Below are 26,806 nucleotides of genomic sequence, written 5' to 3'. Positions count from 1 at the left end.
AAAGCCATTCTCAAAACCCTTTAAAAATTATATTAAAATAAATAAAACTTAAAACTTAGATTGGAATGGAATAGTCATCGGTTCTAAAGTGACTTTTTTACATTATACTATATTTTTTCAATTTTGTCATTTTCTATTTCTTAAAAAAATAAACTATAATTAAAAAATAGACCTCTATTTTAAATATAAAATTAAATTTATTTAGTAAAAAAAAACATAATTTTTTTTCATTTAGATACTTGTTAATTGAAATAAATGTGGTAAAATTAAAATAGGGTGTAGAGAAATTCATTACAAAAAAATATACTAAAATTAAATTTTTAAATAAAACTTTAGGAGGAATACCATGGACTACATTAAAAAATATGAATATTGGCTAAATTCAGATGCCATTGATGAAAAAGACAGAGAAGAATTAAAAAGCATTGCAGGGAATGAAAAAGAAATAGAAGATAGATTTTTTAAAGATTTGAGTTTTGGAACTGGAGGAATTAGAGGAGTTCGTGGAATTGGAACTAACAGAATGAATAAATATGTAATTAGAAAAGTAACTCAAGGACTTGCAAATTATATGTTAAGTTTTGATGAAAAAGCGGCAAAAGAAAAAGGAATTATAATTGCTCATGACTGTAGAATAGGTTCGAGGGAATATGCATTGAATACTGCAAGGGTAATGGCAGCAAATGGAATTAAAGCATATATTTATGAAAGCTTACGTTCAACTCCTGAGTTGTCATTTGGTGTAAGATATAAAGGATGTATGGCCGGAATAGTCGTTACAGCTTCTCATAATCCTGCCGAATATAATGGATATAAAGTTTATTGGGATGATGGAGCACAAGTTGTCGATCCACATGCACCAGCAATTGTTGAAGAAGTAAATAAGATTGGGACATTGGAAGAAATAAAAGTTATTTCTGAAGAAGAAGGAAGAGAAAAAGGATTAATTATTCAGCTTGATCATCAAATTGATGACGATTATATAGCAGCAATCAAAAAACAAACTATACATACAGATATTCCAGGAAAAGAAGACTTCAAAATTGTTTATACACCGCTTCACGGAACTGGTGGAAGACCAATGAAGAGAATTTTATCTGAATTTGGATATTCATTTGAAGTTGTAAAAGAACAAATTGAGCCTGACGGAAATTTCCCGACAGTAGTTTATGCAAATCCTGAAGAAGTAGCGGCATTTAAATTGGGAACAAAATTGGCAAATGAAATTGGAGCAAAATTAATTTTAGCTAATGATCCTGATGCAGACAGAATCGGAATTGCAATAAGAGATGACAAAGATGAATGGTATTATCCAAATGGTAACCAAGTAGGGTTATTGCTATTGCAATACTTATTAAACTATAAGAAAGATATTCCATCAGATGCAAAAGTGATAACAACTGTAGTTTCTACACCGATGATTGATGTTGTCGCTCCAGCTAAAAATGTTGGAGTTATGAAAACACTAACAGGATTTAAATATATTGGAGAAAAAATTAGACAATTTGAAAATAAAGAATTGGCTGGAGAATATTTATTTGGATTTGAAGAAAGCTATGGATATTTGATAGGAACTCATGCAAGAGATAAAGATGCTTTAGTAACTTCAATGGTTATTTCTGAAATGGCAACTTATTATAACTCAAAAGGAACTTCTATTTACAAAGAATTACAAAAATTGTATGAAGAATTCGGATATTATTTAGAAGGAATCAAATCAGTAACCTTAAAAGGTAAAGATGGAATTGAACAAATGGCAGCATTAATGGGAAACTTGAGAGAAAATGTAAAAGATGAACTGCTTGGCAAGAAAATTAAAATTAAAAGAGATTTCTTCACACATAAAGAATACAATTTGAAAACTGGTGAAGAAAAAGAAATTAAATTGCCAAAAGAAAATGTGTTGCAATTCGTGTTGGAAGACAACACATTTATTACAGCAAGACCATCTGGAACAGAACCAAAAATTAAATTCTATTTCAGCGTAAATGCAGATTCTAATGAAAATGTCAAAGCTAAACTTGATAAAACAATGGAAGAATTTTCTAAATTTATCGAAGTTTAATTTTTGAACATAAATATTTTAGGAAATAAAAAATAAGAACTTAATAGAAATTAAGTAAAAAATAAAATATATAGAGGCAGGAATATTCTTGTATCGAGAATGCTTTTCCTGCTTTTTTATTGGAAAATTGAAAAAAAATGAAAATATTGGTTACCAAAAGCAGTTAAAATTTGGATTATTTTTTGAAAATGTACCATAAGTTACATATTTTAAAGATAAAAATATGATAAAATAAAATAGAAGTTTTATAATCAAATATTTTTTAAATAAAATTAATTTGTAAAAAGATTTTGAACTTTAATTAAAAAATAAAATATGAGGTGGTGTTTTTTATGGAAAAAGCGAATATGAAGGATCATTTGAATATAAATTTTGATTTGATTGAGAAAATGACTGAAATTAAGAAAGATTATATAGAGGGAACAGCGGATGTTGAAACGACAAGAAGGCGGATAAAGGAAACTTTTAAGGATAAAAAGATAACTCCTGCTGAGTTTGCCTATTCTGAGCAGAAAATAAAGGATTTAGGATTTGACGATGCAACTGTTCACGATAAGATGGATGATGTGCTTGATTTATTTGATGAAATTATTGAAAGAGAAGATTCTTCGTTGCCTGAGGGACATCCAATAAAAACTTATTTGAGGGAAAATGAAGCGGCTAGAAAGCTGATTGCTGAAATGAAGGAAGAATTAAATAAGAAATTTATAAAAAATAGATGGCTGGAGTTTTACGATAAACTTTATACATTTAATTTGACACACTTAGCTAGAAAACAGCATCAGTTATTTTCGATACTTGAAAGTAAAGGGTTTGACAGACCGTCTAGAATAATGTGGACTTTTGATAATGCAGTCAGGGATAATATAAGTGAGGCTAGAAAGCTGTTAATGGAAGATAAAATGGAAGAATTTTATGCGAAACAGGAAATTGCTTGGGAATTGACATTGGATATAATGCATAAGGAAGAAGAGATTTTATTTCCAACTTCGCTTAAAATGATTACTGAAGAAGAATTTAGAAATATGAGAAGTGGCGATGATGAGATTGGATATTTCCTGATTGACAAGCCTGAAGGATTTTTGCCTGAGAAAAAAGAGGAAAAAATTGAAAAAGAGGAAAATGTAAATATAAATACGTCTCAAACAGGTAATTTTATGAACGACTTAGCGGGACTTCTTTCAAAATATAATATGAATACAGGCGGAGAAAAATCTGACGTGCTAGATGTTAAACAAGGAAAACTTACTTTGGAACAAATAAACTTAATTTTCCAACATATGCCAGTGGATTTATCTTTTGTGGATGAAAATGAGATTGTTAAGTTTTATACTGATACGAAACATAGAATTTTTCCTAGAAGTGCGGGAGTTATAGGAAGAGATGTTAAAAATTGCCATCCAAGAGAAAGTGTTGCTTCGGTTTTGGAAATAATTGATGCATTTAGAAATAATGAGCAAGATGAAGTGGATTTTTGGCTTGAAATGAATGGGAAATTTATTTATATCTATTATGTAGCTGTGAGAGATGAAAAAGGTATATTTAAAGGAGTTCTTGAGATGATGCAAGATGTTACGAGAATAAGAAGCCTTGAAGGAAAGAGAACGCTTGTAACTTGGGAAAAACCTAAAAAATCTGAAATTAATCAAGAGAATGAAAAAGATTTTGAAGAAGATAAAAATCCTTATGGATTAACAGAAAATACAATAATTGGAGAAATAATAGATAAATATCCTTATATAAGAGAATTTATGCCAACATTGTCGCCTACATACAAAAAACTGCTTGATCCAATTCAATATATGATAATGTCTAAAGTTGCAACGCTTGATATGATTGCGATGCGTGGCGGATTTCCTCTAGATGAGTTAATAGAAAGAATCTCTAATCAAATTAGAAGAAATGAAACTGGAAAATAGTTTTTATGGAAAGAATACGAGTTAGAACATAGCATAGGAGTTAAAAAAAATTTGGGACTTGCTGAAAAAATTGTATGGAAAGCATAAATTTTTATTATTTGCATACTTTAAATTTAGCAGTTCCATTTTTTATTTTTAAAATTTAGTTGAATTGTCAAAAAACATTTGACATACATAAATTTATGATATAAAATATTATTATTATCAAAATAATTTATAGAAAGGAAAAATGAATGTTGCTACATTATTTTATTGCAGGTGGAATATTTATGTGGGGAATACTGCTGGCTTCTATTTGTGGAGTTGCGGTAATTCTGGAAAAATTATGGATTTTTCTTATGAAGGAAAAAGAGTTTACCAGAGAGTATAGGAAACAGCTTTACAAAGCGTTGAAGACAGAAAGTAAAGAAGAAATTATTAAGATTGCAAAATCAAAAAGAGATTCAGTTTCTAAAATTATTACAAAAACGATGGAAAATATAGATTTAGATTTGGATAAAATTGAGGAATCGGAGAAGGAATATCTTGAAGAGGTAATAAAAGAAGCGGTTTTAGGACAGACAGGAAAGCTGGAAAAAGGAATGTGGCTTCTTGGAGCAGTTGTAAATACGGCACCGCAGTTGGGGCTTCTTGGAACAGTTACTGGGATGATAACATCGTTTTCAGCATTGTCTGCAAGTGCTGAAAGTTCAAAAACAGTTGCGGCTGGGATATCAGAAGCACTTTATACAACAGCATTTGGTCTAATTGTAGCAATACCTGCACTAATTTTTTATAATTATTTTAATAGAAGAATAGATGCAGTAGCTTTAGAAATGGAAAGAGCGGCTTTACATATTATGGGAAGAGTGAAAAAAAAATTATAAAGTATTGAAAGGAATAAAAAATGAAATTTTCTAACAGAAGAAGTAGACAGAATGCAGAAATATCAATGCTTAATCTTATAGATGTCATATTTATGCTATTAATATTTTTTATGATTGCTACGACATTTAATAAATATTCACAATTTCAGCTTTCGGTTCCTAAATCAGATGCTAAATTTGATAAAAAAGAGAAGGCAAAGATAGAAATAATAGTTAATAGAGAAAAAAAATATTTTTTGAAGTTAGGAAATAATGTTAAAGAAATTTCGGGAGAGAATATTCATAATGAGATTTTGAGATTGCCGAAAGAGATGCTTGAAAATGTTGCATTGACAGCGGACGAGCATTTGGAATATGGCTATATTGTGGAAATAATGTCAAAATTGCGGAATGAGAATGTAAAAAATGTTAGTCTTAATATACAAAAAAATAATAAATAATATATAGAATGAAGAAAGGAGAGCATGGCAGATGTGTATTAATGTCATGCGGGAATGAAATTTATGTTAAAAAAATTTGCGATTTTAAGTTTAATTTTAGCTAGTATTTCTTTATATGCAGAGGGAAAATATGAAGGAAAACTTGAAGAGGTAGTTGTAACAGCGACAGGATTTAGCGATAATGTTGACAATCAGATAAAAAATGTAACTATTATTACGTCGGAGGATATTAAGGAAAAAGGGTATAATACTGTAGAAGATATATTAAAACAGGCACCAGGAATTAATATTACACAAACTGGATTTGGTTCAGCAGTAGATATTAGAGGGCAAGGAAGATTTGGATTGGGAACGAGTGCGAATATTTCTAAAGCAGTTTCTTCAGTAAAAATCTTGATTGATGGAGATATTGCTATGGATACAATTGATACTTCTCATGCTTATATTCCTTTGAATACAATATCAGTTAATGATGTGGAACGAGTGGAAGTAATAAATGGTGGAGGAACAGTTCTGTATGGAAGTGGAACTCGAGGTGGAGTTGTAAACATCATTACAAAAAATAGGACAAAAGAAGGAGCTTCAGGTAAAATTTATTATCAAAATAGCTCTTATGGAACAAATAAATTAGGATTTGATACAGGAATTAATTATGATAATAAATTTATTATTGATTTGGGATATGAAAATGTTAATGGAAAAGGGTATAGAAGAGGTTCTAAAGAAGCGTATGAATATTTGAATGGGAGCTTGAAATATAATATAACAGATAATCACAGTTTAAAATTTAAGGCGGCGAGATACAATTCAGAAGAAACATTGGCATCAGATTTAACAAAATCGCAACTTTTGGGTGACAGAAGACAGTCTGGAACTTTGAGTGATCTTGATATTGATAGAAAAGAATATAGCTTGGGATACGAAGGGAAAGTTACCGATAACTTGAAATTATCATTGACAGGATATAAACAGGATACAAATAAAATTATGTACGGAATGCCTAAAACGAAATTTGAAGATAATAAAAAAGGAATCAATTTTAAGGGAAATTATGGGCTTGAAAATGGGAATATAATTTTTGGATATAACTACATCGACCATAAAGGAAGTAGAGAGCAAACTATATTTGGTACACCAATTATGAATGTTGATTTGGCGAAAAAGACAAGCTCGTTTTATTTGCTGGGACGGCATAAAATTGTTGGTAATTTAGAGGGAACAGCAGGATATAGATACGAAAGAGCGGAATATAAAACGAATAGGGAAGTTCCATCTACAAGAATGCCGATACCTGGCGGAAGAGGCTTTGTGACTATTCCATCAAGAGAAATGCACGGTTCAAGAAAAGACAATAATAGTGCTTATGAATTAGGACTTAATTACAAATATTCTGATACAGGAAATGTTTATGTGAAATATGAAAGAGGATTTAGATCACCAGCTGCAACAGAATTTGTTGATTATGCACCAGGAGCTAGAAATTATACTTTAAATAATTTAAAAACCGAAAAATTTAATACGTATGAAGCAGGATTTAAAGATATGTTATGGAATTCGTTTGTAAGTGCTACAGCGTTTCATACACGAACAAATAATGAAATATATTTGAATATGGATCACGGAGTGCTGGGAGGGCCAAGTACAGCAAGATGGACATTCCATAATTTAAAAGCTACCGAAAGAACAGGTGTAGAACTATTTGCTGAACAATATCTAGGTAAATTGAGAGTAAATGAATCATTTACATATGTAAATGCTAAAATTAAAAAAGTTGGAGATGATGTGCTAACTTCAACAACTTATAATTTTAAAGATGGACAAAAAATACCGGGAGTTCCATCTACAAAAGTTACATTAGGGCTTGACTATGAAATAGCAGATGGTTTGAGAACTACTGCTAACTTAAATTATTATTCAAGTTCAGTGGATACTTACAATGATAAAATACCTTCATATTCTACAACAGATTTAGGTTTAAAATACAAACATCAAAGTGGATTTGGGCTTAATGCAGGAGTAAAAAATGTATTTAACAAAAAATACAATGTTGCTCAAGGAAAAGACCCGCTTACAGGAAATACAGTATATTCACCAGCTGACGAACGAACTTATTACATTGGAGCAAGTTATGAATTTTAGAAAAGTGAACTTATTTCATAAATTTGTTTAGAGCGTTAAAGAGAGGGAAGAAATGAAATTTTATATAATTTCAATTATTTTAAATGTTATGGTTTTGTTTATTCCAGCAGCCTATTATGTTTCTAATAGTAGTGAAAAGAAAAGTAAGCAAAATGAGCCAATAACAGTAAATTTAAGCGAAAGTGTATTCCAAAGTGTTTCACAAGGAACAGCTGGAAATGAAAATATTGGAGAGAAAAATGGAGAATCTGGAAATAATGAGAGTGTAAAGAATTCTGATGACACTAAAAATACTGGAAATTCTGAAAAAATAAAAGTTTCACAAAAAAATGAAATCTCAAATTCACATTCTGAATCTAACTCAGAAAAAATTAATAACTTAAACGATCAGAAAGAAAGTCGGAAAACTGAAAATATTAAGACAATCTCACAAAATGAACAAGAAAAAGAACAGCCAAAAGTATTTTCACTAGAAAATAAGAAAAGGGATATTTCACAGGCTATTTCCAGTATTTCATCAACCTCGCCAGTAAAATCAATACTTTCCTCGAGAAATACTGAAAAAGTTTCACAAAAAAATGAGAACATAAAAGTAATTTCAAAAGAAAATCTGACAAACACAGTATCAACATCTACAAATATTTCAAAAAATATTTCAGAAAACACTGCTGGAAATGGCAAAAATAATTCTCATATTTATAAAGTAAAAACTAATAGTATTGCTGGAAATGAGAATCAGGTAGACAGTACTAATAAAAATGATAAAAGTGATTCTTTTGTTCAAAAAGTGAGAAATAGCGAAAATAGTGGAAAAAATGGAAATAACAGAGGAAATATTAATGCAAAAGTTGAAAGTGGAGGTAATTCAAAGACAGGGAATTTAGAAAAAACTAGCAAAAATTCTAATAAAAATCATGATATTGAACAAAGAAGAAATGTAGAAAAAGGTAAAGAGGAAAATATAAATGTTTGTAACGAAGGAAAGGATTTTACAGTTTCATATAATCCAAATTTGAGTTATCCTCCTGCAGCACAAAGGCTTGGAAATAAAGGAGTTGTTACAGTTTCAGTAAGATTTAGTTTTAATAGCAGTGGTTCTGTCAGTGTGATTTCAGTTTCGGGAGGAAGTTCGATTTTTCAGCAAGAGGCAAGGAGAGCAGCTAGTAGAATAAGAGTGAAAATAAAAAATCCTGAAACTTTGAAATGTACAATATCAAGATCATTTAAATTTGAATTGAGATAATAAGAAAGGTAAAAAGGGAGTTATATTTTCTCCCTTATATTTTATTTATCAAAATATTGATTCAAAAAGTTTGAAATCACATCTTAGATATGGTAAAATATAATAAGCAATTTAAAAAAGGTAAAAAAATGATGGTTGAAGCAAGAAATATTAAAGCATTAAAAATAAAAAATGTTGATGCAATATATATTCACATTCCATTTTGCGATAAAAAATGCGAATATTGTGATTTCTGCACATTTGTGAGAATGGAAAAGGAATATAGAAAATATACAAATTATTTGATTAAAGAGATTAGAATGTATCCGAAAATTAAATATGATACAATTTATTTTGGCGGGGGAACGCCTTCTCTACTGCCTGTCGAAATGATAAGTGAAATATTAAATGAACTTGATTGGTCTGAAAATGCTGAAATTACGTTAGAATTAAATCCAACAGATATGACTTTTGAAAAGTTGAAAAAATTTCGAAAAATTGGTATAAATAGGTTAAGTATTGGGATTCAGAGTTTTCAGGATCATGTTTTAAAATTTATTGGAAGGCAACATAGTTCTGAGGATGCGATAAATGTTTATAAAATGGCAAGAAAAGCAGGATTTTGCAATATTACAGTGGATTTGATGTTTGGGATTCCTAATCAAACTATTGAGGATTTGCAAAGGGATCTTGATATTTTGAAGGTGTTAAAACCTGAAAATGTTTCAATTTATTCGCTTATTTGGGAAGAAGGGACGGTTTTTTGGAGCAAATTGCAAAAGGGAATTTTATCTGAGATTGATCAGGATTTGGAAGCTCTAATGTATGAAAAAATTATTGATTTTTTTACAAAAAATGGATATTGCCAGTATGAAATTTCTAATTTTGCGAGAATTGATGGTAAAGATATTAAAATTGGTAAAATAAGAAAATTTGAAGATTTAAAGAAATTGCAGAAAAATGCAGGAAGACATAATTTGAAATATTGGCGAAATCAGAAATTTATTGGTGTTGGAATGAGTTCAGCTAGTTATTTTGGTGATAACAGACATAGTAATGAGCGAACTTTTAAGAAATATTATAATTTGGTTGATGATGAAAGATTGCCAATTGATGAAAATACGATTGAAATTGTGGATGAAGTTGAAAGTAAGAAATTAAAGAAAATGCTGGGACTGCGGCTTATTCAAGAGGGAATTGAGTATTTTGAAGATGAGAAAGTTGAAAAACTTATAGAAAATGGACTATTGGAAAAATTAACTATAAGAAAAAAAATTGCTACAAAAGAAAAAAAAATAGAAAGTAAAGTTAAAAATAATGAAAATTTTAGTGATAAAATAGTTGAAAATACTTATGAAATGAGGCTTCGTCTGACACAAAGGGGAATGTTGTTAGCAAATGATGTATTTGTTGAATTTATTTAGAAAAAAGGTTATAATAAAATAATTGTAAAAATGTCATATTTGTGTTTGATAGAAGATTATGTAAGTAGAAAATGTTTTATAATGTAATAAAAATAGTTTTAATAATTAAGACTTAAATGAACCTAAAATTTGAATAAAATCATAAAGTTTTTAAGTTTAACTTTGAAACAATTTGTTATAACAGTGTAAAATGAGTTAAAGGGAGTAAAAATGGAACTTAATAATTTAAAAATTCAGCAAAATTATAAAAAGATCTTGGAAGATATAGAAAAATATTCTCCATATCCTGAAAAAGTTAAAATTCTGTTTGTAAGTAAGTATTTTAATGTTGAAGAACATAAAGCTCTAATTGAAATGGGATACGATTACTTTGGTGAAAATCGGGCTCAGCTTTATCGGGATAAGTTAAATGAATTTTCAGGTGAAAAATATAAAAATATTAAATGGGATTTTATTGGAAGGTTGCAAAAAAATAAAATAAAGTATATAATTAATAGTGTGAATTTAATACATTCGATAGATTCTTATGAACTTTTAGAAGAAATAAATAAAAAAGCTATTGAAAATAATAGAATTATAAATGGTTTAATTGAAATTAATGTTTCAAAGGAAGAATCTAAAACAGGAGTTTATATTGAAGATTTTAAAAAAAATAGCGAGAAATATTTTTCTATGAGCAATGTGAAAATAATAGGTTTTATGACAATGGCTCCATTTGAGGCAAGTGAAGCGGAAATAAATAGTTATTTTTCAAATATGAGAGATTTAAAGGAAGAATATCAAAAAAAATATGATTATATTACAACTCTTTCTATGGGAATGTCGAATGATTATGTGGAAGCACTAAAAAATGGTACAACTATAATTAGAATAGGAAGTAAATTATTTAAGTAGGAGGTTATGCTTTGGGACTTAAGAGAAAATTAATGGAATTTTTTGGCGATGACATCGAAGATGAAGATGAAGATGAATTATCTGAAGAATCGTCAGAAAATGAAAAAAAAGAAGTGGCAACAGAACAGCCACAACAAAATCAGCAGTCTAAAGTTCAGCACAAAACAACAGCAAATCGTGTAGAAACAGAAAAACAGCCAGAAGAAAAAAAAGGAATAGGAAGTCTTTTTGGCGTAGGAAAAAAGGAGGAAATTACAAAAATGCCAACATCTAAAGTAAATGTCTCGATTATTAGACCAAAGGTTTTTGAAGACTCGAGATTAATTGCAGATGCAATAAAGGAAAACAAAATTGTAACATTTAGTTTGGAATTTTTAGAATATGAAGTAGGACAAAGAGTAATAGATTTTGTAAGTGGGGCTGCTTATGCGATGAGTGCACATTTGTCAAAAGTTACTGACAAAGTTTTAACTTCTATTCCAATGGAAATTGATTATGAAGATATTGATGCCTCATTAGGAGAAGATGAAGGCGAAGGTACTTACTTATAATCAAATGTAAAAGTTAAGTTTTAGAATTTAACTGCTTTTTTTGAGATTTTCTCATTTAAAGCAGTATTTTTTGATAATCTAAAAATATAAACAAAAAAATGGAGAGTGAATAATGGGAATAATTTTTACAATAATAATTTTAGGAATCATAGTATTTATACATGAACTGGGACATTTTGCTACAGCTAAGTATTTTGGAATGCCTGTTACAGAATTTGCAATTGGAATGGGACCAAGGCTTTTTTCAGTAAAAAAGGAGGAAACAGTTTATTCAATCAGAATTTTACCATTGGGAGGATTTGTTAATATTGAAGGAATGCAGCCTGAAAAGTTTGATTTGGAAGCATTTAAGAAGGAAAGAATGGATGAAATTATTGAAAAATTAAAAGATGAAATAAATAGTGAAAATAATGAGATTAAAGATGAACAATTTATTAGTGAAGTGAAAAAAAGATTAGATGCAGCTGTAAAACAAGAATTAAAAAGACAAGAAAATATACAGAAAAATGGATTTTTTACGAAATCGCCATTTAGCAGGTTTATTGTGCTAATCGCAGGAGTTGTGATGAATTTTATTTCTGCTTTAGTTGCTTTATACATAATGCTTTCTATTGCAGGAGTTGTGCCTCCTCAATATTCACAGGCAATTGTTGGAGAAATTGAGCAAAATTCAAAAGCAAATGGAAAATTGAAGGTAAATGACAAGATTTTAACAATTAATGGTAAAAATATAGCAAATTGGAGTGAAATGACTAAAAAAATTGGCGAAATTAGTCAAAATTATAAAAATGAAGATGTCATCTTAAAAGTATTAAGAGATAATAAAGAAATTACTGAAAATGTAAAATTAGCTTATAACGAAAAAACTAGAAGCAATATCCTTGGAATTCATTTATTAAGCCAAAAATCAACATTTGGAGAAAGAATAAAAATAAGTTTTATTATGTTTGGAGATTATTTTAAACTGACGCTTGACGGCGTTAAAATGCTTGTAACGGGAAAAGTCGCAATGAAGGAAATGACAGGTCCTGTAGGGCTTCCTAAAGTTATTGGAGAGGCTTATGGTCAAGGAGGGCTGTTTGCTATGCTTGGTGTCTTTATCTTAATTTCTATAAATATTGGCATTATGAACTTGCTGCCAATTCCTGCACTTGATGGAGGAAGATTGATTTTTATAATTCCTGAATTTTTTGGAATTAAAATTAATAAAAAAATTGAAGAAAAAATACATTTAATAGGAATGATATTCTTACTTGTATTGATGATGATTATTGTGTTTTTCGATGTTACAAAATATTTTTAAGAAAGTTTGGCTAATTATAAAAATAAAAGTTATGAAATAAATAATAATAATATTTATAAGTGAAGAAAAATAGAATGAAAATTTAAAAATATTGTGTCTTGGGATTTTACAAAGGCTTACTTAAAAGTTTTGTTGGAATTGACAGAAGAATATGGAAGAAAACTGGAAATAAATATTTAAGTATAAGGAACTGAAAGAAAAATTTGAAAATAAATTTAAAGAAACAAAAGAAAATTTAGATGATTTTTCAGAAAAGTAAAAGTTAAGGCAGAAGCATTTACAGAAGTTTTAATAATTTTTTATATAATTTTAATATATAATTAATGATATTGTTATAATTAATTTCCGATTTCAAATTAAGAAAATAAATTTTTTCTCTTTACAAAAAAATTACAAATGAAAAACTAATAATAAAATAGTATAATAACCTTTAGGAAAATTATTAGGTATGAAAAGAGGAAAGAAAAGGAAATGAGAAAAAAAGTAAAAATTGGTATTAGAAGTAAAAAAATGGTGTTATCTATGGTATTTTTGGCTATGTCAGCGTTTTCATTTGCTGAAGGCGAGAATTATCACGATTACAAGGCATTATTAATTGGGGATATAAATGGAAATATTATAAAGGAAGACAATAGTTTAGCAGTTCGGCCTTTAGCATCGGTTACAAAAATTATGACATCAATATTGACATTAGATAAAATAAAATCTGGTCAAATTTCCTATGATGATAAGGTAACAGTTTCATCAAAAGCAGCTTCAGTTCCTTATGGAGTAAAATTGACTGCTGGGAAACAGTATACAGTAAGGGATTTATTAAAGGCTACAATTATAAAGTCATCAAATAACGCCGCCTATGCACTTGCTGAATATGTGGGAGGAGATGTTCCAAGTTTTGTACGTTCTATGAATGAAAAGGCAAGAAGTTATGGCTTAGATTCCCTAAGATACTGTTCTCCAAATGGATTGCCGCCTAGTTATACAGGTTCTTGCATGGATCAAGGCAATGCACGTGATTTGTATAAATTGGCACAAATAACATTAAAAGATTATAGTGAATATTTAAATTTTTCAAAAAATAAAGTAGAATATATTGACAACGGAAATACAAAAGTAACTTCTACAAACACACTTTTAGGAAATGTACAAGGAGTAGACGGATTAAAAACAGGTTACCACGATGCCGCAGGTTCAAATATCGTATTGACGGCAAATAGGGGTGACGATAGAATGATAGCTGTTATTTTAGGTTCAAATCATGCGAAAGATAGAAATGCAATTGGAGCAAGAGAAATAAACGATTATTATATAAATGGCTATGCAAAGAAAAATAATAGTACAAGCAGCAGCTATGCTTATGCAAGTAATAACAACAATAGTAATTATAATAGTGGGAACAGTAACAAGAACAGATATAATTATAATGATAGCGATCAAAACAATAATAACGATAACAGCAATAATAGTAATGAAGCTAGCAGTAATGCTGAAAATAATAATACTAGAAAAGGAAATAAAATAGAGCAATTCTTCAATACAATTTTTGGTAAAAATAATAATAGTAATAATTCAGCAAAGAAAATGAAAATTATAAGTAAAAATGATATAGTGGCGGTAGCAAAAATAGGTGAAAATAAATATAACTTATATCCTACAAAAGATGTAGAAATAACTGCAACTCAACGACCAAATTTGACTTATACAGTAAACTTAAATTCGGGAGTGAATAAGAATAGCAGAGGCAAAATTGTAGGAACTTATGTTGCAACTGATGGAACGTTGACTTATAGTGGAGAATTAATTATGAGATAATATAAAAAGAGCTGTTTTTATAACGGCTCAATTTTATTTTATTAATATAGAACAGAAAGGAAGTAAAATGTCTATCGGAGTATTTGATTCGGGAATTGGGGGACTTACTGTATTAAAGGAAATTAGGAAAGTTTTACCAGATGAAAAAATATATTATCTTGGAGATACGGCAAGAGTTCCGTATGGAGAAAAGACAAAAGAGCTGATTATAAGATATTCAAAGGAAATTGTTGAATTTTTGCTGGAAAAAAATGTGAGTGCTATCGTAGTGGCTTGTAACACAGCCACTGCACTTGCATTAAAGGAATTGAAGGAAACTTTTAAAATTCCGATTATTGGAGTAATTGAGGCTGGGGCAAGAACGGCAATAAATACAACAAAAAGTGGTAAAATTGGTGTAATTGGAACAAAGGCGACTATACAGTCTGGAAAATATAAAGAGGAAATAAAACTTTTTAATAAAAAAGTGGAAGTGCTTCAAAAGGCTTGTCCACTTTTTGTTCCAGCGGTGGAAGAGGGAATTTTGAGTGGAAAATTAGTGAATCAAATAATAACGACATATCTTGATGATTTTAAAGGGAAAATAGATACTTTAATATTAGGATGTACTCATTATCCGTTGTTAAAAGATGCCATAAGTAAAATTTATCCAGATATAAAGATTGTAGATCCCGCAAAGGAAACGGCTTTGGATTTGAAGGAAATTTTGGAGCAAAATGAATTTTTAAAAAATGACGCAAAAAAAAATGAAGAAGTAAAATATTATGTAACAGATGGACAGGAAAAATTTAAGGAAATTGGTATTATGTTTTTAGAAGAGAATATTCCAAGAGTTGAACTGGTGAAATTATAAATGTTATTTGTCAAGGAATCAGAATAAATAAGTCTTCTTTTTATTTAATAGAAAATATAAAAAAATAGAGAAAGGATGTAGATGTTTGAGTATATTTTAGGAAAATTGGTGATAAAAAAAATAGATTATGTTGCATTAGAGATAAATGGATTGGCGTATAAAATTCATATATCATTAAAAACTTTTGAAAAAATAGCTGATATTGGAAATAATGAAAAATTATATATTTTTACAAATGTGAAAGAAGATGATATTTCACTTTATGGGTTTAAAACGCAAAATGAAAGAGAGCTTTTTAAGGCTTTGATAAGTATAAGTGGAGTAGGACCAAAACTTGCAATTGCAATATTGTCAACTTTTAATATGAGAGAAATTATAGAGATTGTTATGGAAGATGAGTCTAAAATCTTTACAAGAGTTCCAGGGCTTGGAATAAAAAAGGCTCAAAAAATAATATTGGATCTGAAGGATAAAGTTAAAAAAATAGATGTGTCAGAAATGTTTGAAGAAACTAGCAATGTATCAAGTGGAAAATTAATAACTTCAGAGTCTTTTGACCCTAAAATCTCATTAATGAAGGAAGATCTAAAATTAGCTCTGGAATCTTTAGGATATACAAATACCGATATTTCCAAATGGATAAAAGATAGTGAATTGGCTCAATTAAAGGATATTAGTGAAGCTATAAAAATAGTTTTACAAAAAATTCAAAATAAAAAATAGTTCTGTAAAATAATATTAATACTATTTTTTATTAGAGAAATGAATTTATTATAAATTCTGTTTAACAAGGGATCTTGATCTTTTGCTATAATTTCTATTTTTTAAATAGAATATTATTTATCAAAGGGTTAGTCCTTTTGTTTTTACAAATAAATAAAATGTACCTTTAAACTTTTTACTTTAAAATTAAGTTTTTAGGTACATTTTTTTTTGCTAAAAAAAATCTTTCTAATCTTATCATTTATAGTGAACCCTATTTAAAATTAAACTGCTAAAAATTATCTAAATTTAGGGTTTGAGTAAAATAGTCATAATTTTTGAGTTCAGTTTTAAAGCAGTTTTACTATAAAATCAAGAAGTAGATTTAGTATTAATTATTTACCGTGTTTTTTTACTGCAGGCTTTTTATTATTTCTTTTTTCCTGAAAATTTGCAGCTCGTTTTTTTTCTGTTTTTTTATTAATTGGTTTTCTTTTGGGTTGAACGATCATTGCTTTTGGCTTTGGATTTTTGGGTGGCATAGCGAAAGATACGATTGATATTCCTGTAATTCCCAAAATTGCAACTATTTTTTTAAAAGTATTTTTCATATTAATCATCTCCATTCAGATTTATCTTTATTTTTTATTATGTTCATATCTTCTCTTGAACAAGTATATAATATCATTTAATTTTGACAAAAATATGTAAAATTTATGACTTTTTTGTGAAATTTTAAATTAATAGTTTTAAAAATAAATTAAAAAAATATTGACAAATATATAAAAATATAGTATTATTTAATTAAAATTAAATATTAATTAAAAAAAAGGAAGAAAAATGAATTATTATGAAGTATTAGGTGTGTCTGAAAATGCTGATGTTTCAGAAATAAAGAAAAAATATAGGAAATTGGCGATAAAATATCATCCAGACAGGAATTCAGGAGATGGAAATGCTACTAAGAAATTTCGGGAGGTAACTGAGGCTTATGAGATTCTTGGGGATGAAAAGAAAAGAGAAGAGTATGATTGTAGAAGGAAGAATATTCAGAGTCAAAGAAAAAATAAGAATAAAAAAGGAAATGTTAAAAATAAATTTCCTCAAAACGATTTTACTTTCGGAAGGGATTTTTTTAAAAGTGCTAGGGAAATGAGAGGGATGTTTGAAAATAGTTTTAGGATGAATAAAAAGCAAGAGGGAAAAGCGAAATTAGAGAAGGAAAATATAAAAATTCAGTTTGAGCGTTTTTTTGATATGAAAGGAAAAGGATAAAAATGTTATGGGGAATCAGAAGATTTCTGAGGAATTTCAGAAGTATTTTTAAACGACCATTTGGGCGTGGGAGCATTTATCGGCTGGAAAGACTCAGAAGTGTTGCACGAATGAGAGAAAATGGTAAAAGTAATACTGAAAGAAGCAGTTTGGGAGTTGACAAAGGGATAAAAAAATATGAAAAGCGAAAATTAAATACAAGAAATCAGAAAAGTTATAAATTTTTTAATGTAAAAAATATTTTGATAATGATGGTTTTGATGTTTACATTTATTTTTGTGCATTTTTCAGGATATTCTATAAAAAGTCTTTATTTTTCAATTTTTATTTATATTGGAGTTACACTTTACTTGCTTATTGTGGAAAGATTTTTTGAAAAAGCAGAAGTTCAAGAGGAAATTAAAAATATAAAAAATGATAGAGAAAGGGAACATAATGTTTTTTTAGAAAGAGTGAAGGAAATAGAGAATTTGGAGAAAAATCAGATTGAGCATATATTTTTGAAGGATTCTGAAGATTATGATATGAAAATATGGAAAGTTGGAAGGGCGACTTCTCTTTTAATTGGGAAACAGTCGCCTAGAAATAGAGTGGATATTGATGTAAGTGAAGGAATTTATTCTAATTTGGTTAGCAGAGCTCACGGCATTTTAAATCGTGTTAATGGAATTTGGTATTATGAAGATTTAGGCTCGCAAAACGGGAGTGGAATTGAAAAAAATCTGGATAAGCGAAAAATAAAATTAAAAAAAAATATACCTATAAAAGTGGAATCAGGCGATATAATTTATTTGGCAACTACAAAAATATTATTAAAATAAATAAAAAATGGAGGAATATTTTAAAATGAAATTAGATAGATGTAAAAATGGGCATATATACGATATTTCTAGATATAGTTCGTGTCCCTACTGTAAATCGGAAGGATTTGAAACAGAAACACAAGATGATAAAATTAATTTAGTTGAGCAAATGGAAGATGAGGATAGAACTACTGCCTACTGGTCAAAAGATAGCACTGTAGATCCTGTTGTGGGATGGCTTACGTGCATTGAAGGGCATGACAAGGGGAAAGATTACAGGATTGTGAGTGAGCGGAACTTTATTGGACGTGGGGAAAATATGGACATTCAAATTTCAGGCGATACTATGATTTCTAGAAAAAATCATTGCTCGATAAGCTATAATCCAAAACAGCGTAAGTTTATGCTAACTCCTGGAGATTCTAACGGGCTAATTTATTTAAATGGAGAAGCTGTCTATAATACGGTAGAATTAAGGGCTTATTCAGTTATGGAAATGGGGGAAAGTAAGTTTGTGTTTGTAAATCTTTGTGGAGACTATTTTGATTGGGAAAAGGAAAAAGCAAGAGAGGAAAACGTGAAGAGGAAACACGAAAATTTAAATGATGAAAAAATTGTGAAAAATACGAATTTTCAGAATAAAAATAATGATTTAGAAGTAAAAATTGAAGAATATGAATAAGTTTAATAAATTTAAAAACTGTTTATAATTTAAATTTTTATTTTTAACGAAATTTTGCTTAGTAAATGAATTAATTATTATAATTAAAAGTATAAATATTTAGATAAGTTGCTAATATAGAACAAAATAAATAATTTTCATATATAAAATAAATATGTAAAAATATATTTATAAAATTGAATTAATAAAAAACACAGGGAGAAATGGGAAGATGAGGAAAGATGAGGCAAAATTTATTACGGAATTTTTGAGTGAAGCTGGGACGAAAGCTGAAAATAGTGATTATTTTGGATATGTTTTGCTGGATAATTATGGGATTTGGGCTGTGGCTGATGGATTTGATGAGGAAGAAGGGGCAAAAGCTGCAGCAAGGATTGCTGTAGAATCTGTAATTGAATATTTTATGCTGCGTCCACGATTTAATTATGATGTAATAAAGGAAATGATGGATTATGCCAATTTAAAGGTTAAGGAAAAACAGGAGGAAGCTAAAAAATATTCTCTTATGCACACTTCCCTTTTGATCGTCGTAAGCAATTATAATTCAATTTTATATGGAAATATTGGAAATACAAGGTTTTATCATATTAGAGGCGGATATATTGTTTCTCAGAGTAAAGATGATACGATAGCACAGCTTTTGGTGGATGAAGAGGCATTAAATATATCAGATATGAGATTTCACAGGCAAAGAAATGATTTGCTACAGGCAATTGGGGATTTTGGAAAAATTAAGCCAAATATTATAAAAAGTCCTGTGGAGCTTATGGAAAATGATATTTTTTGCTTGGCGACTGTGGGATTTTGGGAAAATATCGATGAACACGATATGGAAAATGATTTATCCAGATTTGAGGATAAAAAGCAATGGTTAAATTCATTGGAAAAGAGGATACTCGCTTCGCTTAGGGATAATATTGAAAATTATACGATTACACAGGTAGAAGTGCAGGCTGTAGCCAGTTCAGAGCCTATGGTAAAGGATAGAAGTAAACTTATAAAAAAGATAATTTTAGTAGTAATGATAGTTGTTGTGATTATTTTATTTATTATAATTTGGAATGTAAAAAGACGAAATAGTATTTTACAGGCGGCGACACAATATGAAAAGTTAGCAGATGAAGAGATTTTGAAAAAGAATTTTAGTAATTCAATTGATAACTTGAAATTAGAAGCTGGAGAATATGAAAAATTAAAGCCAAAAAGTAAAGGAATAATAGGATTTCTTACAAATGCTGAGAAAAAAAGAAATGATGCGGATAAAAAAATTAGTGAGATAAAAAAGAAAATTGAAGAAACGGAAAAAATTAAAGAGGCATTTTCAAATATTAATGAAGGAAATGAACTGTTTAATAATGGAAATTATGATGAGGCAAACGTAAAATATCAGCAGGCTAAATATAATTTGAATGACAATAGCTATAAACGTGATGAACTGAATACAGAAGAAATTTTAACGACGTTGGATTCACGGATAAATTCGGCTGTGAAATTAAAAGAGGCAAAGGCTTTGGAAATGGCTGGAGATAATGCGGTTAATGAAGGAAGCTATAATTTGGCAAAAGTTAGTTATAAAAATGCAGAAGATATGTATTTAGCAAATGGAAGAGCAGATTATGTTTCACAAATTGAGAAAAAAATAGAAGAAATAGCGGATAAGGAAAAAACGGCATATAATGGTGCGATGCTTGCAGAAAACAAAGGAGATTCACTAGCACAAAGTAACATTAATTCTTCAAAAGAGGCTTATTATCAGGCACGTCAGATGTACCAGACGCTTGGAGATACTGTGAAAGCAGGAGAAATTGACAATAAGATACAAGAGGTTAATTCACAGCAAAATGCTGATTTACAGACTGCTAATAATCTTGTTCAGGAAGGACTTTCACAAATAACAGCAAACAATCCAGCACAGGCAATAGGAATTTTGACACAGGCTAAAAATATTTATCAAAAAATGAAAGATACAAATAATGTAAATACTGTTGGAAAATATATAAGCCAGGCACGGGAATTTATCAAGTTTGAAAGTCAGAATGCTGAAAAACTGAAGGAAAAGGAATTGCAATATTCGGAAAAATTAAAATCTCAAGAAATAGAATATTCAGAAAAGCTAAGACAGCAGGAAATTCAGCTGCAGCAGCAATTGCAGGTAAAAGAAGCAGAAATAAAGGCACAGCAGGAACAAATGGAGAGAGAAAGGCAAAAGCGGGAAGAAATATCAAGAAAAATGGAAAATGCTTCAAATCTAGAAAGGCAGGCGGATCAACTGGCTATAGATGAAAAATATGAGGAAAGTATCTCAAAATATGAAGAAACTAAAAAACTTTTGGAAGAAGTAAATGTGGATGGAAATTTTGGAAATCAAGCAGGTAAGATTGAAGATTTAAATAAAAAAATTGAAAAAAGTGAAGGATATTTGCTGAAAAAAAAGGGAGAAGAGGATCTGAAAAATAAAAAATGGAAAGATGCTATGGAAAAACTTACGCAGGCAAAGGAAAAACTGGAAAAGGCTGGGATAAAGCAAAATGAATTGGAAAAAATAGGGAAAGAATTGAAAAGAGCCGTGAAAAAGGTAAATAGGAAATGGTGGCAGTTCTGGAAGATTTTTTAAGATGGGAGGGGGAAAAATGGTAAAAAATATAAAATTAAATACTTTCTTTTTTAAGGAATATGTGCAAATTGCTGAAAAAGATACATATTCAGCATACATTCCAAATGGAAATAGAGGAATTTGGTGTATTGCTAATCTTGAGGAAAAAATATATGATAAAAAACAAGAAAATATAGAAATAGATCAAAAAATAGAAAATAGTAGTATTATAAATAAAAAAAATGTTAAAAGGAAAAATTTAGCAAAAGCTGGAGTTCATAAAGTTATTGAAAAATATTTGGAAAATAGTAGTTTTTCAATTGAAAATATGAAAAAGATAATACAGTCTTCCAAAGATAAAGTAATTTTTGAGAAAAGTAAATTTTTTAAAGTTGAAAAAAATAATGAAAAATATTTTGATTTAAAAGATTTTTATTCACAAATTGTTGTTATTATTGACAAAGATGATATGATTGTGGGAAATATGGGGAAAACTGAACTTACTTTGTATCGGGAAAATAGGATTGTGGAAAAAATATGTGGAGAGGAAATTAAGAAAGTAAAGTTACGGAAAAATGACTATTTGTTGGCTGGAAGTCCTGAGTTTTGGAAAAATGTTAATGAGAATGAGATTGAGGAAGTTTTTGTTGATTTGAAAAGTAAGGGGAATATCGAGAAAAATTTAAGTAGGAAAATAAAGGATGCTGAAGTGAAATTAAAAAAAGTGATACCATTTTTGTCAATTTTTGTGGAAAATATTGAAATGGAAGATAATGACGAAGAATTGGAAAGGGAAATTAATAGGGAAAATAAGAAAAGGAAAATAGCTGTAAAATATGTGTTTTTAGTGATAATATTTTTATCTTTGTTTATTTCAGTGGGGAAAAATATTCAAAAGGGGAATTTGAAAATTAAGAAGGAAAAAATTTTAGAAAGTGTGGTGGCTGGAAAAATTAAGGAAAAGGCGAAATTAATAGAAAATAATTTGATTGAAAAAAGTGAAATGGAGCAAAATAAAATAATGGAAAAAAATAAAATTAGACAGAAAAATGTTGGAAATATTGAGGAAAAAGCTAGAAATACAGAGAAAAATAAAACAAGAAATGTAATTAAAAGTGGAAAAGAAAAAAATAAGAATGTGAAAAATTTGGAAATAGTTCAAAATGCTGACGAAAATGGAGAAAGTAAAAAAAGTAAAGTGAAAAGCGGAGAAAAAGGGAAAAGTCAGCAGGTAAGAAAAAAAATTGATAGAAATAAAGAGGAGCAAAATAAAAAAAATTTTAATGTAGATAATAAAAGTTTTAAAAAAGAGTATAATTTAAAAAATGATAAACTTTCACAGCTTGAAAGGGAAATTGAGAGAAACTGGGAAATTTTAGAACGTGATATGAATGGAAATAATTTGAAGAAAATATAAAAGGGAAAAGTGAGATGGATTTTTTATCAAAGGGAACAATATTAAATGGGAAATATAAGATTATAAATTATGTGGCTAAAAGTGATTTTTCTAATATTTATTTGGCTGAAAATGGTCAAAGGAAAAAAGTGGCTGTGAAAGAATGTTATCCCTCTGAAATTGTTATGAGGTATGAAAATAAAGTTTTTACAGAGAAATATAGAAAAGATTTTGAGAAATTGAAAGAATGTTTTCGGAAAGAGAAACATATTTTAGAAAAGTTTTGTAAGAAGTCTAAAGGAAGTAAGGGGAAATTTTGGAATAAAGTTATTAAAGATGATGTCATTAGGATTTTAGATTTTTTTAGTGAAAATGGAACAAATTATATCGTTATGGAATATTTTGGGATTACTTTGAAAAAGTATATTTTAGAAAATAAGATTCAAGATGAAAAAACAAGAATAAACGATATTTTAAAAATATTTAGAAAAATTGTAAGAGTTGTCGGTAAGATTCATAAGAAAGGTATTATTCACTGTGATTTAAAACCTTCAAATATTTTAATTGATATTAGGGGAAATATTAGAATTATTGATTTTGGGTCAAGTTTGAGAAAAGGGCAAAAGATAGATTTTATTGAGGTTTCAGAAGGATATTCAGCTATTGAAGTTTATTCAAAAAAGGTTCAGATTGATGAGAGAGTGGATGTTTATTCACTTTCGGCACTTTTGTATTTTATGCTTTGTGGGAAGAAAATTGATGGGGCAGTTAAGAGGTTTTATAAGCCAGAATTGGAGTTTGCAAGAGAAGTGATTTTAGGATTTGAGAAAATTGGGAAATTTAAGGAAGTGGAAAAAATAATAAAAAAAGGATTGGAATTTGAAAGGAAAAAGAGATTTAAGAGTGTTAGGGAAATGATTGAAAAATTAGAATTATTATAAATAATATTTGTTAATTTTTAAAATATAGTTCATGTAAAAAAATTCTATAATTTTATATAAATGTATAGTAAAACTAATTTAAAACTGAACTCAAAAGCTATGGATATTTTACTCAAACTCTAAGTTTATATAGTTTTTAATAGTTTAATTTTGAATGTGTATGAGTATATATAAATTTATCGGTATAAAGATTTTTTTTATAGAATTATATAAAAAGTTTAAATTTTCACAAATTTAATAAATAAAGGGGAAAATATAGAGATGAAATTGTTTTATGAGGAAGAATTACGGAGAAAATCCTATTATGAGATGTATCAAATTGCGATTGAGGAAAAGTTGGTGGATGTGCATTTGGAAACGCCTACGAGAGAGGAGCTAATTGCACTTCTGATGAAGTATCGGGGAGTGAAGGCTAATTATTGTATTGACAAGTATAATAAAAATGGGCTTGTGAATGTTCAGCAGCTTTTTGACAGTAAACTTGGAGAAAGGATTCATCATGAAAATAAAATACGAGTGCCGCACAAAATTATTTTGTATAAGGAACTTGATTTAATGAGAGAGGATAATTATAAAATTGAAATTCCTGAAAATGTCAGCATTGCAAACGTTTTTCTTATAAATGCAAATAATTATCTTTGTGGAATTTTTCATCTGGAAAAAGATTTGAAAAGTAGGAATAAATATTTTTTAATTAGTAAAAAAGAATTTTTTAGAGTTGAAACATTGAGAAATAATAAGTTTTCGTTTTTATTTTTTAAAGAAAATGACTTAAAATTTATTCATGAATTTTATAATTGGAAGGAAGATGAGCCATATCCGCTTTATCCATATCAGATGGATTATTATAAAGTTGAAATTGAAAATTTTGTTGTAAAAAATCTGGAAACTACAAATACTCCGCTTTGTATTGATTTTGGAACTGTGAATACAGCTTTGGGAGCATATCTGGATAGAAATTATGTGAGGGATTTGCCGACTAATGATATTTTGAATGGGAATGTTGTCATTGATGCGATAAACTATGTGAAATTTGATGATGGGGAAAGGCATTACCGTGAAATTTTTCCAACGTTAGTTTATGTTGAGGATTGCAGTGATAGTAATAATATTAAGTATTCGTTTGGATATGATGTGGTAAGAAAATTGGAAAAAAATGATTATATTGTTAATGGCTCGATTTTTTATAACTTGAAAAGGTGGGTGCATGAACATAATAATCTGGAAAAAATTAATGATGAGTTTGGGAATATTTTGTATGTAAAAAGAAAGGAAATAATAAAGGCTTATTTGAAATATGTTGTAAATCGTGCAGAATATATGTTTAAATGCAAATTTAAAAAGATTCATGCTTCCAGTCCTGTAAAATTAAAAGAGCAGTTTTTGACAATGTTTCAGGAAATTTTTATGGTAGAAAATAAAATTAATAAAAGTTCTGAAAATGAAGCTGATAAACAGAATAAAATTTCTTATGAAAAAAATTATGAATATGAAATTATTCGTGAAAATGCAATGGATGAAGCGATTGCTGTGCTTTATAATACGATTGAGATACAGATAAGGAAGGGGAGATATAAGGAAAATGAAGAATATAGTGCTTTAATTATTGATTGTGGTGGCGGGACGACGGATTTAGCGGCTTGTAAATATGTGATTAATAAGGACAGGATTTCATATTATTTGGATATAAGAACAAGTTTTGAAAATGGAGATGAAAATTTTGGGGGAAATGACTTGACTTATAGGATTATGCAGTTTTTGAAAATTGTGCTGGGGGCAAAGTATTCTGAAAATAGAATTGTTTCTGTTAATGATTTGATAAAATATGATAATGATATGATTTATAAAGTGATTGATGATAGCGGTGTTGATAAAATTTTTGAAAATATGAATTTGGAATATGAAAAATATGAGAAAATAATACCGACAAAATATTCACAATTTGAAAATAAAATGAGCGAAGAATATCAAAAAATACGAAATAATTTTTATATGCTCTGGGAAGCTGCTGAAAATTTAAAAAAAGAGTTTTTTACATCTGATGGAAGACTGCGAACACGTTTTGATGCACCTAGAAATTATGAAAAAAGGAATGACATTCATATAACGCAGTTAAAAAGCTGGAAAATTCACACTTATGAAAATGAAATATTTAACACAGTAACAGATTATCCAAGACATATTTTTACAATAAAGGAAATAGAAAAAATTGTAAAAGCCGATATTTATGGAATGCTTAGAAAATTTTTGAACACTTACTATAAGGAAGGGCTGCTTTTTGAGTATTCGTTGATAAAGTTGAGCGGACAATCGACTAAAATTAGTACATTTCAGGAAGTTCTGAAGGAATTTGTACCAGGGAAAATGATTGAATATAAGGAACTTAGTCATCGTGATGATTACGAGCTAAAGTTGAACTGTCTGGATGGAGCTATAAAATATTTGGATTATAAGCGGTTTGGGCATATAGATGTGGAAATTGTGAATGAAGTGCCGCTTGTGCCGTATTCTGTGTGGGTGGAAAAATACGATGGGAAAAGAGTTGAAATGATACAGACTTCACGAAAGGCTGATATCTTGGTTGGGCAAATTGACAAGAAAAGTTCAGCTGAAGAGCTAAAAATTTATGTCTATAATGCTGAAGGGGAACTCAAAAAAGAGATGATTTATAAAAATGAAGATGACTATGAGGAAATGGATGCACAGGAAATCTTGCCAGAATTTGTAAATATTATTTCTCAAAATGACACTGATACAATTCAAAATGATACAGTTAGATTTTTTGTTTATACTGATCTAAATAACTGGGGATTTTTTGTTGTGCCAATTCAAAGAAAGTCAGATCAGCTTTATCTTGGACGTAAACAGTATTTTCCTTATGAAGATAATTTAAGTGAAAATTCTTATTTTGATGGAAATCACTAAAAAA

At 28.7% G+C, this 26,806-nt stretch carries 21 protein-coding genes; 20 read left to right on the top strand and 1 reads right to left on the bottom strand.

Annotated features, from left to right (window positions below; genetic code table 11):
* Positions 1-346 precede the first annotated feature (346 nt).
* The 13 genes from F1564_RS08525 to ruvA all read left to right on the top strand — a co-directional run bounded on the left by F1564_RS08525 (position 347) and on the right by ruvA (position 16,208).
* On the top strand, positions 347-2,065 hold the full coding sequence (locus F1564_RS08525; protein WP_018450485.1) for a phospho-sugar mutase: 1,719 nt from the start codon (positions 347-349) through the stop codon (positions 2,063-2,065).
* A 332-nt stretch (positions 2,066-2,397) separates the two neighbouring features.
* Positions 2,398-3,984 (top strand): PAS domain-containing protein, encoded by a 1,587-nt coding sequence (locus tag F1564_RS08520; RefSeq protein WP_018450487.1) that lies wholly within the window; start codon positions 2,398-2,400, stop codon positions 3,982-3,984.
* A 233-nt stretch (positions 3,985-4,217) separates the two neighbouring features.
* Positions 4,218-4,850 carry a MotA/TolQ/ExbB proton channel family protein gene (locus tag F1564_RS08515; protein ID WP_018450488.1) on the top strand — a complete coding sequence of 211 codons (633 nt, stop codon included), beginning with the start codon at positions 4,218-4,220 and terminating at the stop codon, positions 4,848-4,850.
* A gap of 20 nt (positions 4,851-4,870) precedes the next feature.
* Entirely contained in the window at positions 4,871-5,290 is a 420-nt protein-coding gene (locus F1564_RS08510; protein ID WP_018450489.1) for an ExbD/TolR family protein, read from the top strand.
* A 63-nt stretch (positions 5,291-5,353) separates the two neighbouring features.
* Positions 5,354-7,429, top strand: a complete 2,076-nt coding sequence (locus tag F1564_RS08505) for a TonB-dependent receptor (protein ID WP_232053374.1) — start codon at positions 5,354-5,356, stop codon at positions 7,427-7,429.
* A gap of 52 nt (positions 7,430-7,481) precedes the next feature.
* Positions 7,482-8,672, top strand: coding sequence for a TonB family protein (locus F1564_RS08500; RefSeq protein WP_018450491.1), 1,191 nt, complete (start codon positions 7,482-7,484; stop codon positions 8,670-8,672).
* Between the two features lie 128 nt (positions 8,673-8,800).
* Positions 8,801-10,075 carry a radical SAM family heme chaperone HemW gene (gene hemW, locus F1564_RS08495; RefSeq protein WP_018450492.1) on the top strand — a complete coding sequence of 425 codons (1,275 nt, stop codon included), beginning with the start codon at positions 8,801-8,803 and terminating at the stop codon, positions 10,073-10,075.
* A gap of 210 nt (positions 10,076-10,285) precedes the next feature.
* Positions 10,286-10,969, top strand: a complete 684-nt coding sequence (locus F1564_RS08490) for a YggS family pyridoxal phosphate-dependent enzyme (RefSeq protein WP_018450493.1) — start codon at positions 10,286-10,288, stop codon at positions 10,967-10,969.
* Positions 10,970-10,980: 11 nt separating this feature from the next.
* Complete coding sequence (locus tag F1564_RS08485) at positions 10,981-11,520, top strand: cell division protein SepF (protein WP_018450494.1); 540 nt, start codon at positions 10,981-10,983, stop codon at positions 11,518-11,520.
* Between the two features lie 112 nt (positions 11,521-11,632).
* Positions 11,633-12,823 (top strand): M50 family metallopeptidase, encoded by a 1,191-nt coding sequence (locus tag F1564_RS08480; RefSeq protein ID WP_018450495.1) that lies wholly within the window; start codon positions 11,633-11,635, stop codon positions 12,821-12,823.
* 471 nt (positions 12,824-13,294) lie between these two features.
* Positions 13,295-14,632: a D-alanyl-D-alanine carboxypeptidase family protein gene (locus F1564_RS08470; protein WP_018450496.1), complete on the top strand. Its 1,338-nt coding sequence runs from the start codon at positions 13,295-13,297 to the stop codon at positions 14,630-14,632.
* 67 nt (positions 14,633-14,699) lie between these two features.
* Positions 14,700-15,485, top strand: a complete 786-nt coding sequence (gene murI / locus F1564_RS08465) for a glutamate racemase (protein ID WP_018450497.1) — start codon at positions 14,700-14,702, stop codon at positions 15,483-15,485.
* 81 nt (positions 15,486-15,566) lie between these two features.
* Complete coding sequence (ruvA, locus tag F1564_RS08460; RefSeq protein ID WP_018450498.1) at positions 15,567-16,208, top strand: Holliday junction branch migration protein RuvA; 642 nt, start codon at positions 15,567-15,569, stop codon at positions 16,206-16,208.
* Positions 16,209-16,582: 374 nt separating this feature from the next.
* On the opposite strand, the gene F1564_RS08455 is transcribed toward ruvA, so the two are convergent.
* Positions 16,583-16,798, bottom strand: a complete 216-nt coding sequence (locus F1564_RS08455; RefSeq protein ID WP_018450499.1) for a hypothetical protein — start codon at positions 16,796-16,798, stop codon at positions 16,583-16,585.
* 229 nt (positions 16,799-17,027) lie between these two features.
* Between F1564_RS08455 and F1564_RS10525 the strand changes: the two genes are divergently transcribed.
* The 7 genes from F1564_RS10525 to F1564_RS08420 all read left to right on the top strand — a co-directional run bounded on the left by F1564_RS10525 (position 17,028) and on the right by F1564_RS08420 (position 26,802).
* Entirely contained in the window at positions 17,028-17,462 is a 435-nt protein-coding gene (locus tag F1564_RS10525) for a J domain-containing protein (protein ID WP_018450500.1), read from the top strand.
* A gap of 2 nt (positions 17,463-17,464) precedes the next feature.
* Positions 17,465-18,283, top strand: a complete 819-nt coding sequence (locus F1564_RS08445; protein ID WP_018450501.1) for an FHA domain-containing protein — start codon at positions 17,465-17,467, stop codon at positions 18,281-18,283.
* Between the two features lie 25 nt (positions 18,284-18,308).
* Entirely contained in the window at positions 18,309-18,947 is a 639-nt protein-coding gene (locus F1564_RS08440) for an FHA domain-containing protein (protein ID WP_018450502.1), read from the top strand.
* A gap of 211 nt (positions 18,948-19,158) precedes the next feature.
* Positions 19,159-21,561 carry a protein phosphatase 2C domain-containing protein gene (locus F1564_RS08435; protein WP_018450503.1) on the top strand — a complete coding sequence of 801 codons (2,403 nt, stop codon included), beginning with the start codon at positions 19,159-19,161 and terminating at the stop codon, positions 21,559-21,561.
* Positions 21,562-21,577: 16 nt separating this feature from the next.
* Positions 21,578-22,957, top strand: a complete 1,380-nt coding sequence (locus F1564_RS08430; RefSeq protein WP_149201934.1) for a hypothetical protein — start codon at positions 21,578-21,580, stop codon at positions 22,955-22,957.
* 14 nt (positions 22,958-22,971) lie between these two features.
* Entirely contained in the window at positions 22,972-23,877 is a 906-nt protein-coding gene (locus F1564_RS08425) for a serine/threonine-protein kinase (protein WP_018450505.1), read from the top strand.
* A 261-nt stretch (positions 23,878-24,138) separates the two neighbouring features.
* Positions 24,139-26,802, top strand: a complete 2,664-nt coding sequence (locus tag F1564_RS08420) for an acetate and sugar kinases/Hsc70/actin family protein (protein WP_018450506.1) — start codon at positions 24,139-24,141, stop codon at positions 26,800-26,802.
* Positions 26,803-26,806: the final 4 nt, after the last annotated feature.

Origin of the sequence: Leptotrichia shahii (assembly GCF_008327825.1) — a bacterium.
Taxonomy (GTDB): domain Bacteria; phylum Fusobacteriota; class Fusobacteriia; order Fusobacteriales; family Leptotrichiaceae; genus Leptotrichia; species Leptotrichia shahii.
Note: the sequence above shows the minus strand (reverse complement) of the source record. Positions and strands in the feature narration are given on the sequence as shown.

Excerpts from the sequence above, each read along its gene's own strand:
- F1564_RS08420 (WP_018450506.1), top strand. The coding sequence starts at position 24,139 with ATGAAATTGTTTTATGAGGAAGAATTACGGAGAAAATCCTATTATGAG.
- F1564_RS08520 (WP_018450487.1), top strand. The coding sequence starts at position 2,398 with ATGGAAAAAGCGAATATGAAGGATCATTTGAATATAAATTTTGATTTG.
- F1564_RS10525 (WP_018450500.1), top strand. The coding sequence starts at position 17,028 with ATGAATTATTATGAAGTATTAGGTGTGTCTGAAAATGCTGATGTTTCA.
- F1564_RS08480 (WP_018450495.1), top strand. The coding sequence starts at position 11,633 with ATGGGAATAATTTTTACAATAATAATTTTAGGAATCATAGTATTTATA.
- F1564_RS08435 (WP_018450503.1), top strand. The coding sequence starts at position 19,159 with ATGAGGAAAGATGAGGCAAAATTTATTACGGAATTTTTGAGTGAAGCT.
- F1564_RS08490 (WP_018450493.1), top strand. The coding sequence starts at position 10,286 with ATGGAACTTAATAATTTAAAAATTCAGCAAAATTATAAAAAGATCTTG.
- F1564_RS08470 (WP_018450496.1), top strand. The coding sequence starts at position 13,295 with ATGAGAAAAAAAGTAAAAATTGGTATTAGAAGTAAAAAAATGGTGTTA.
- murI (WP_018450497.1), top strand. The coding sequence starts at position 14,700 with ATGTCTATCGGAGTATTTGATTCGGGAATTGGGGGACTTACTGTATTA.
- F1564_RS08425 (WP_018450505.1), top strand. The coding sequence starts at position 22,972 with ATGGATTTTTTATCAAAGGGAACAATATTAAATGGGAAATATAAGATT.
- F1564_RS08510 (WP_018450489.1), top strand. The coding sequence starts at position 4,871 with ATGAAATTTTCTAACAGAAGAAGTAGACAGAATGCAGAAATATCAATG.
- F1564_RS08455 (WP_018450499.1), bottom strand. The coding sequence starts at position 16,798 with ATGAAAAATACTTTTAAAAAAATAGTTGCAATTTTGGGAATTACAGGA.
- hemW (WP_018450492.1), top strand. The coding sequence starts at position 8,801 with ATGATGGTTGAAGCAAGAAATATTAAAGCATTAAAAATAAAAAATGTT.
- F1564_RS08430 (WP_149201934.1), top strand. The coding sequence starts at position 21,578 with ATGGTAAAAAATATAAAATTAAATACTTTCTTTTTTAAGGAATATGTG.
- F1564_RS08440 (WP_018450502.1), top strand. The coding sequence starts at position 18,309 with ATGAAATTAGATAGATGTAAAAATGGGCATATATACGATATTTCTAGA.
- F1564_RS08505 (WP_232053374.1), top strand. The coding sequence starts at position 5,354 with ATGTTAAAAAAATTTGCGATTTTAAGTTTAATTTTAGCTAGTATTTCT.
- F1564_RS08500 (WP_018450491.1), top strand. The coding sequence starts at position 7,482 with ATGAAATTTTATATAATTTCAATTATTTTAAATGTTATGGTTTTGTTT.
- F1564_RS08445 (WP_018450501.1), top strand. The coding sequence starts at position 17,465 with ATGTTATGGGGAATCAGAAGATTTCTGAGGAATTTCAGAAGTATTTTT.
- F1564_RS08525 (WP_018450485.1), top strand. The coding sequence starts at position 347 with ATGGACTACATTAAAAAATATGAATATTGGCTAAATTCAGATGCCATT.
- F1564_RS08515 (WP_018450488.1), top strand. The coding sequence starts at position 4,218 with ATGTTGCTACATTATTTTATTGCAGGTGGAATATTTATGTGGGGAATA.
- ruvA (WP_018450498.1), top strand. The coding sequence starts at position 15,567 with ATGTTTGAGTATATTTTAGGAAAATTGGTGATAAAAAAAATAGATTAT.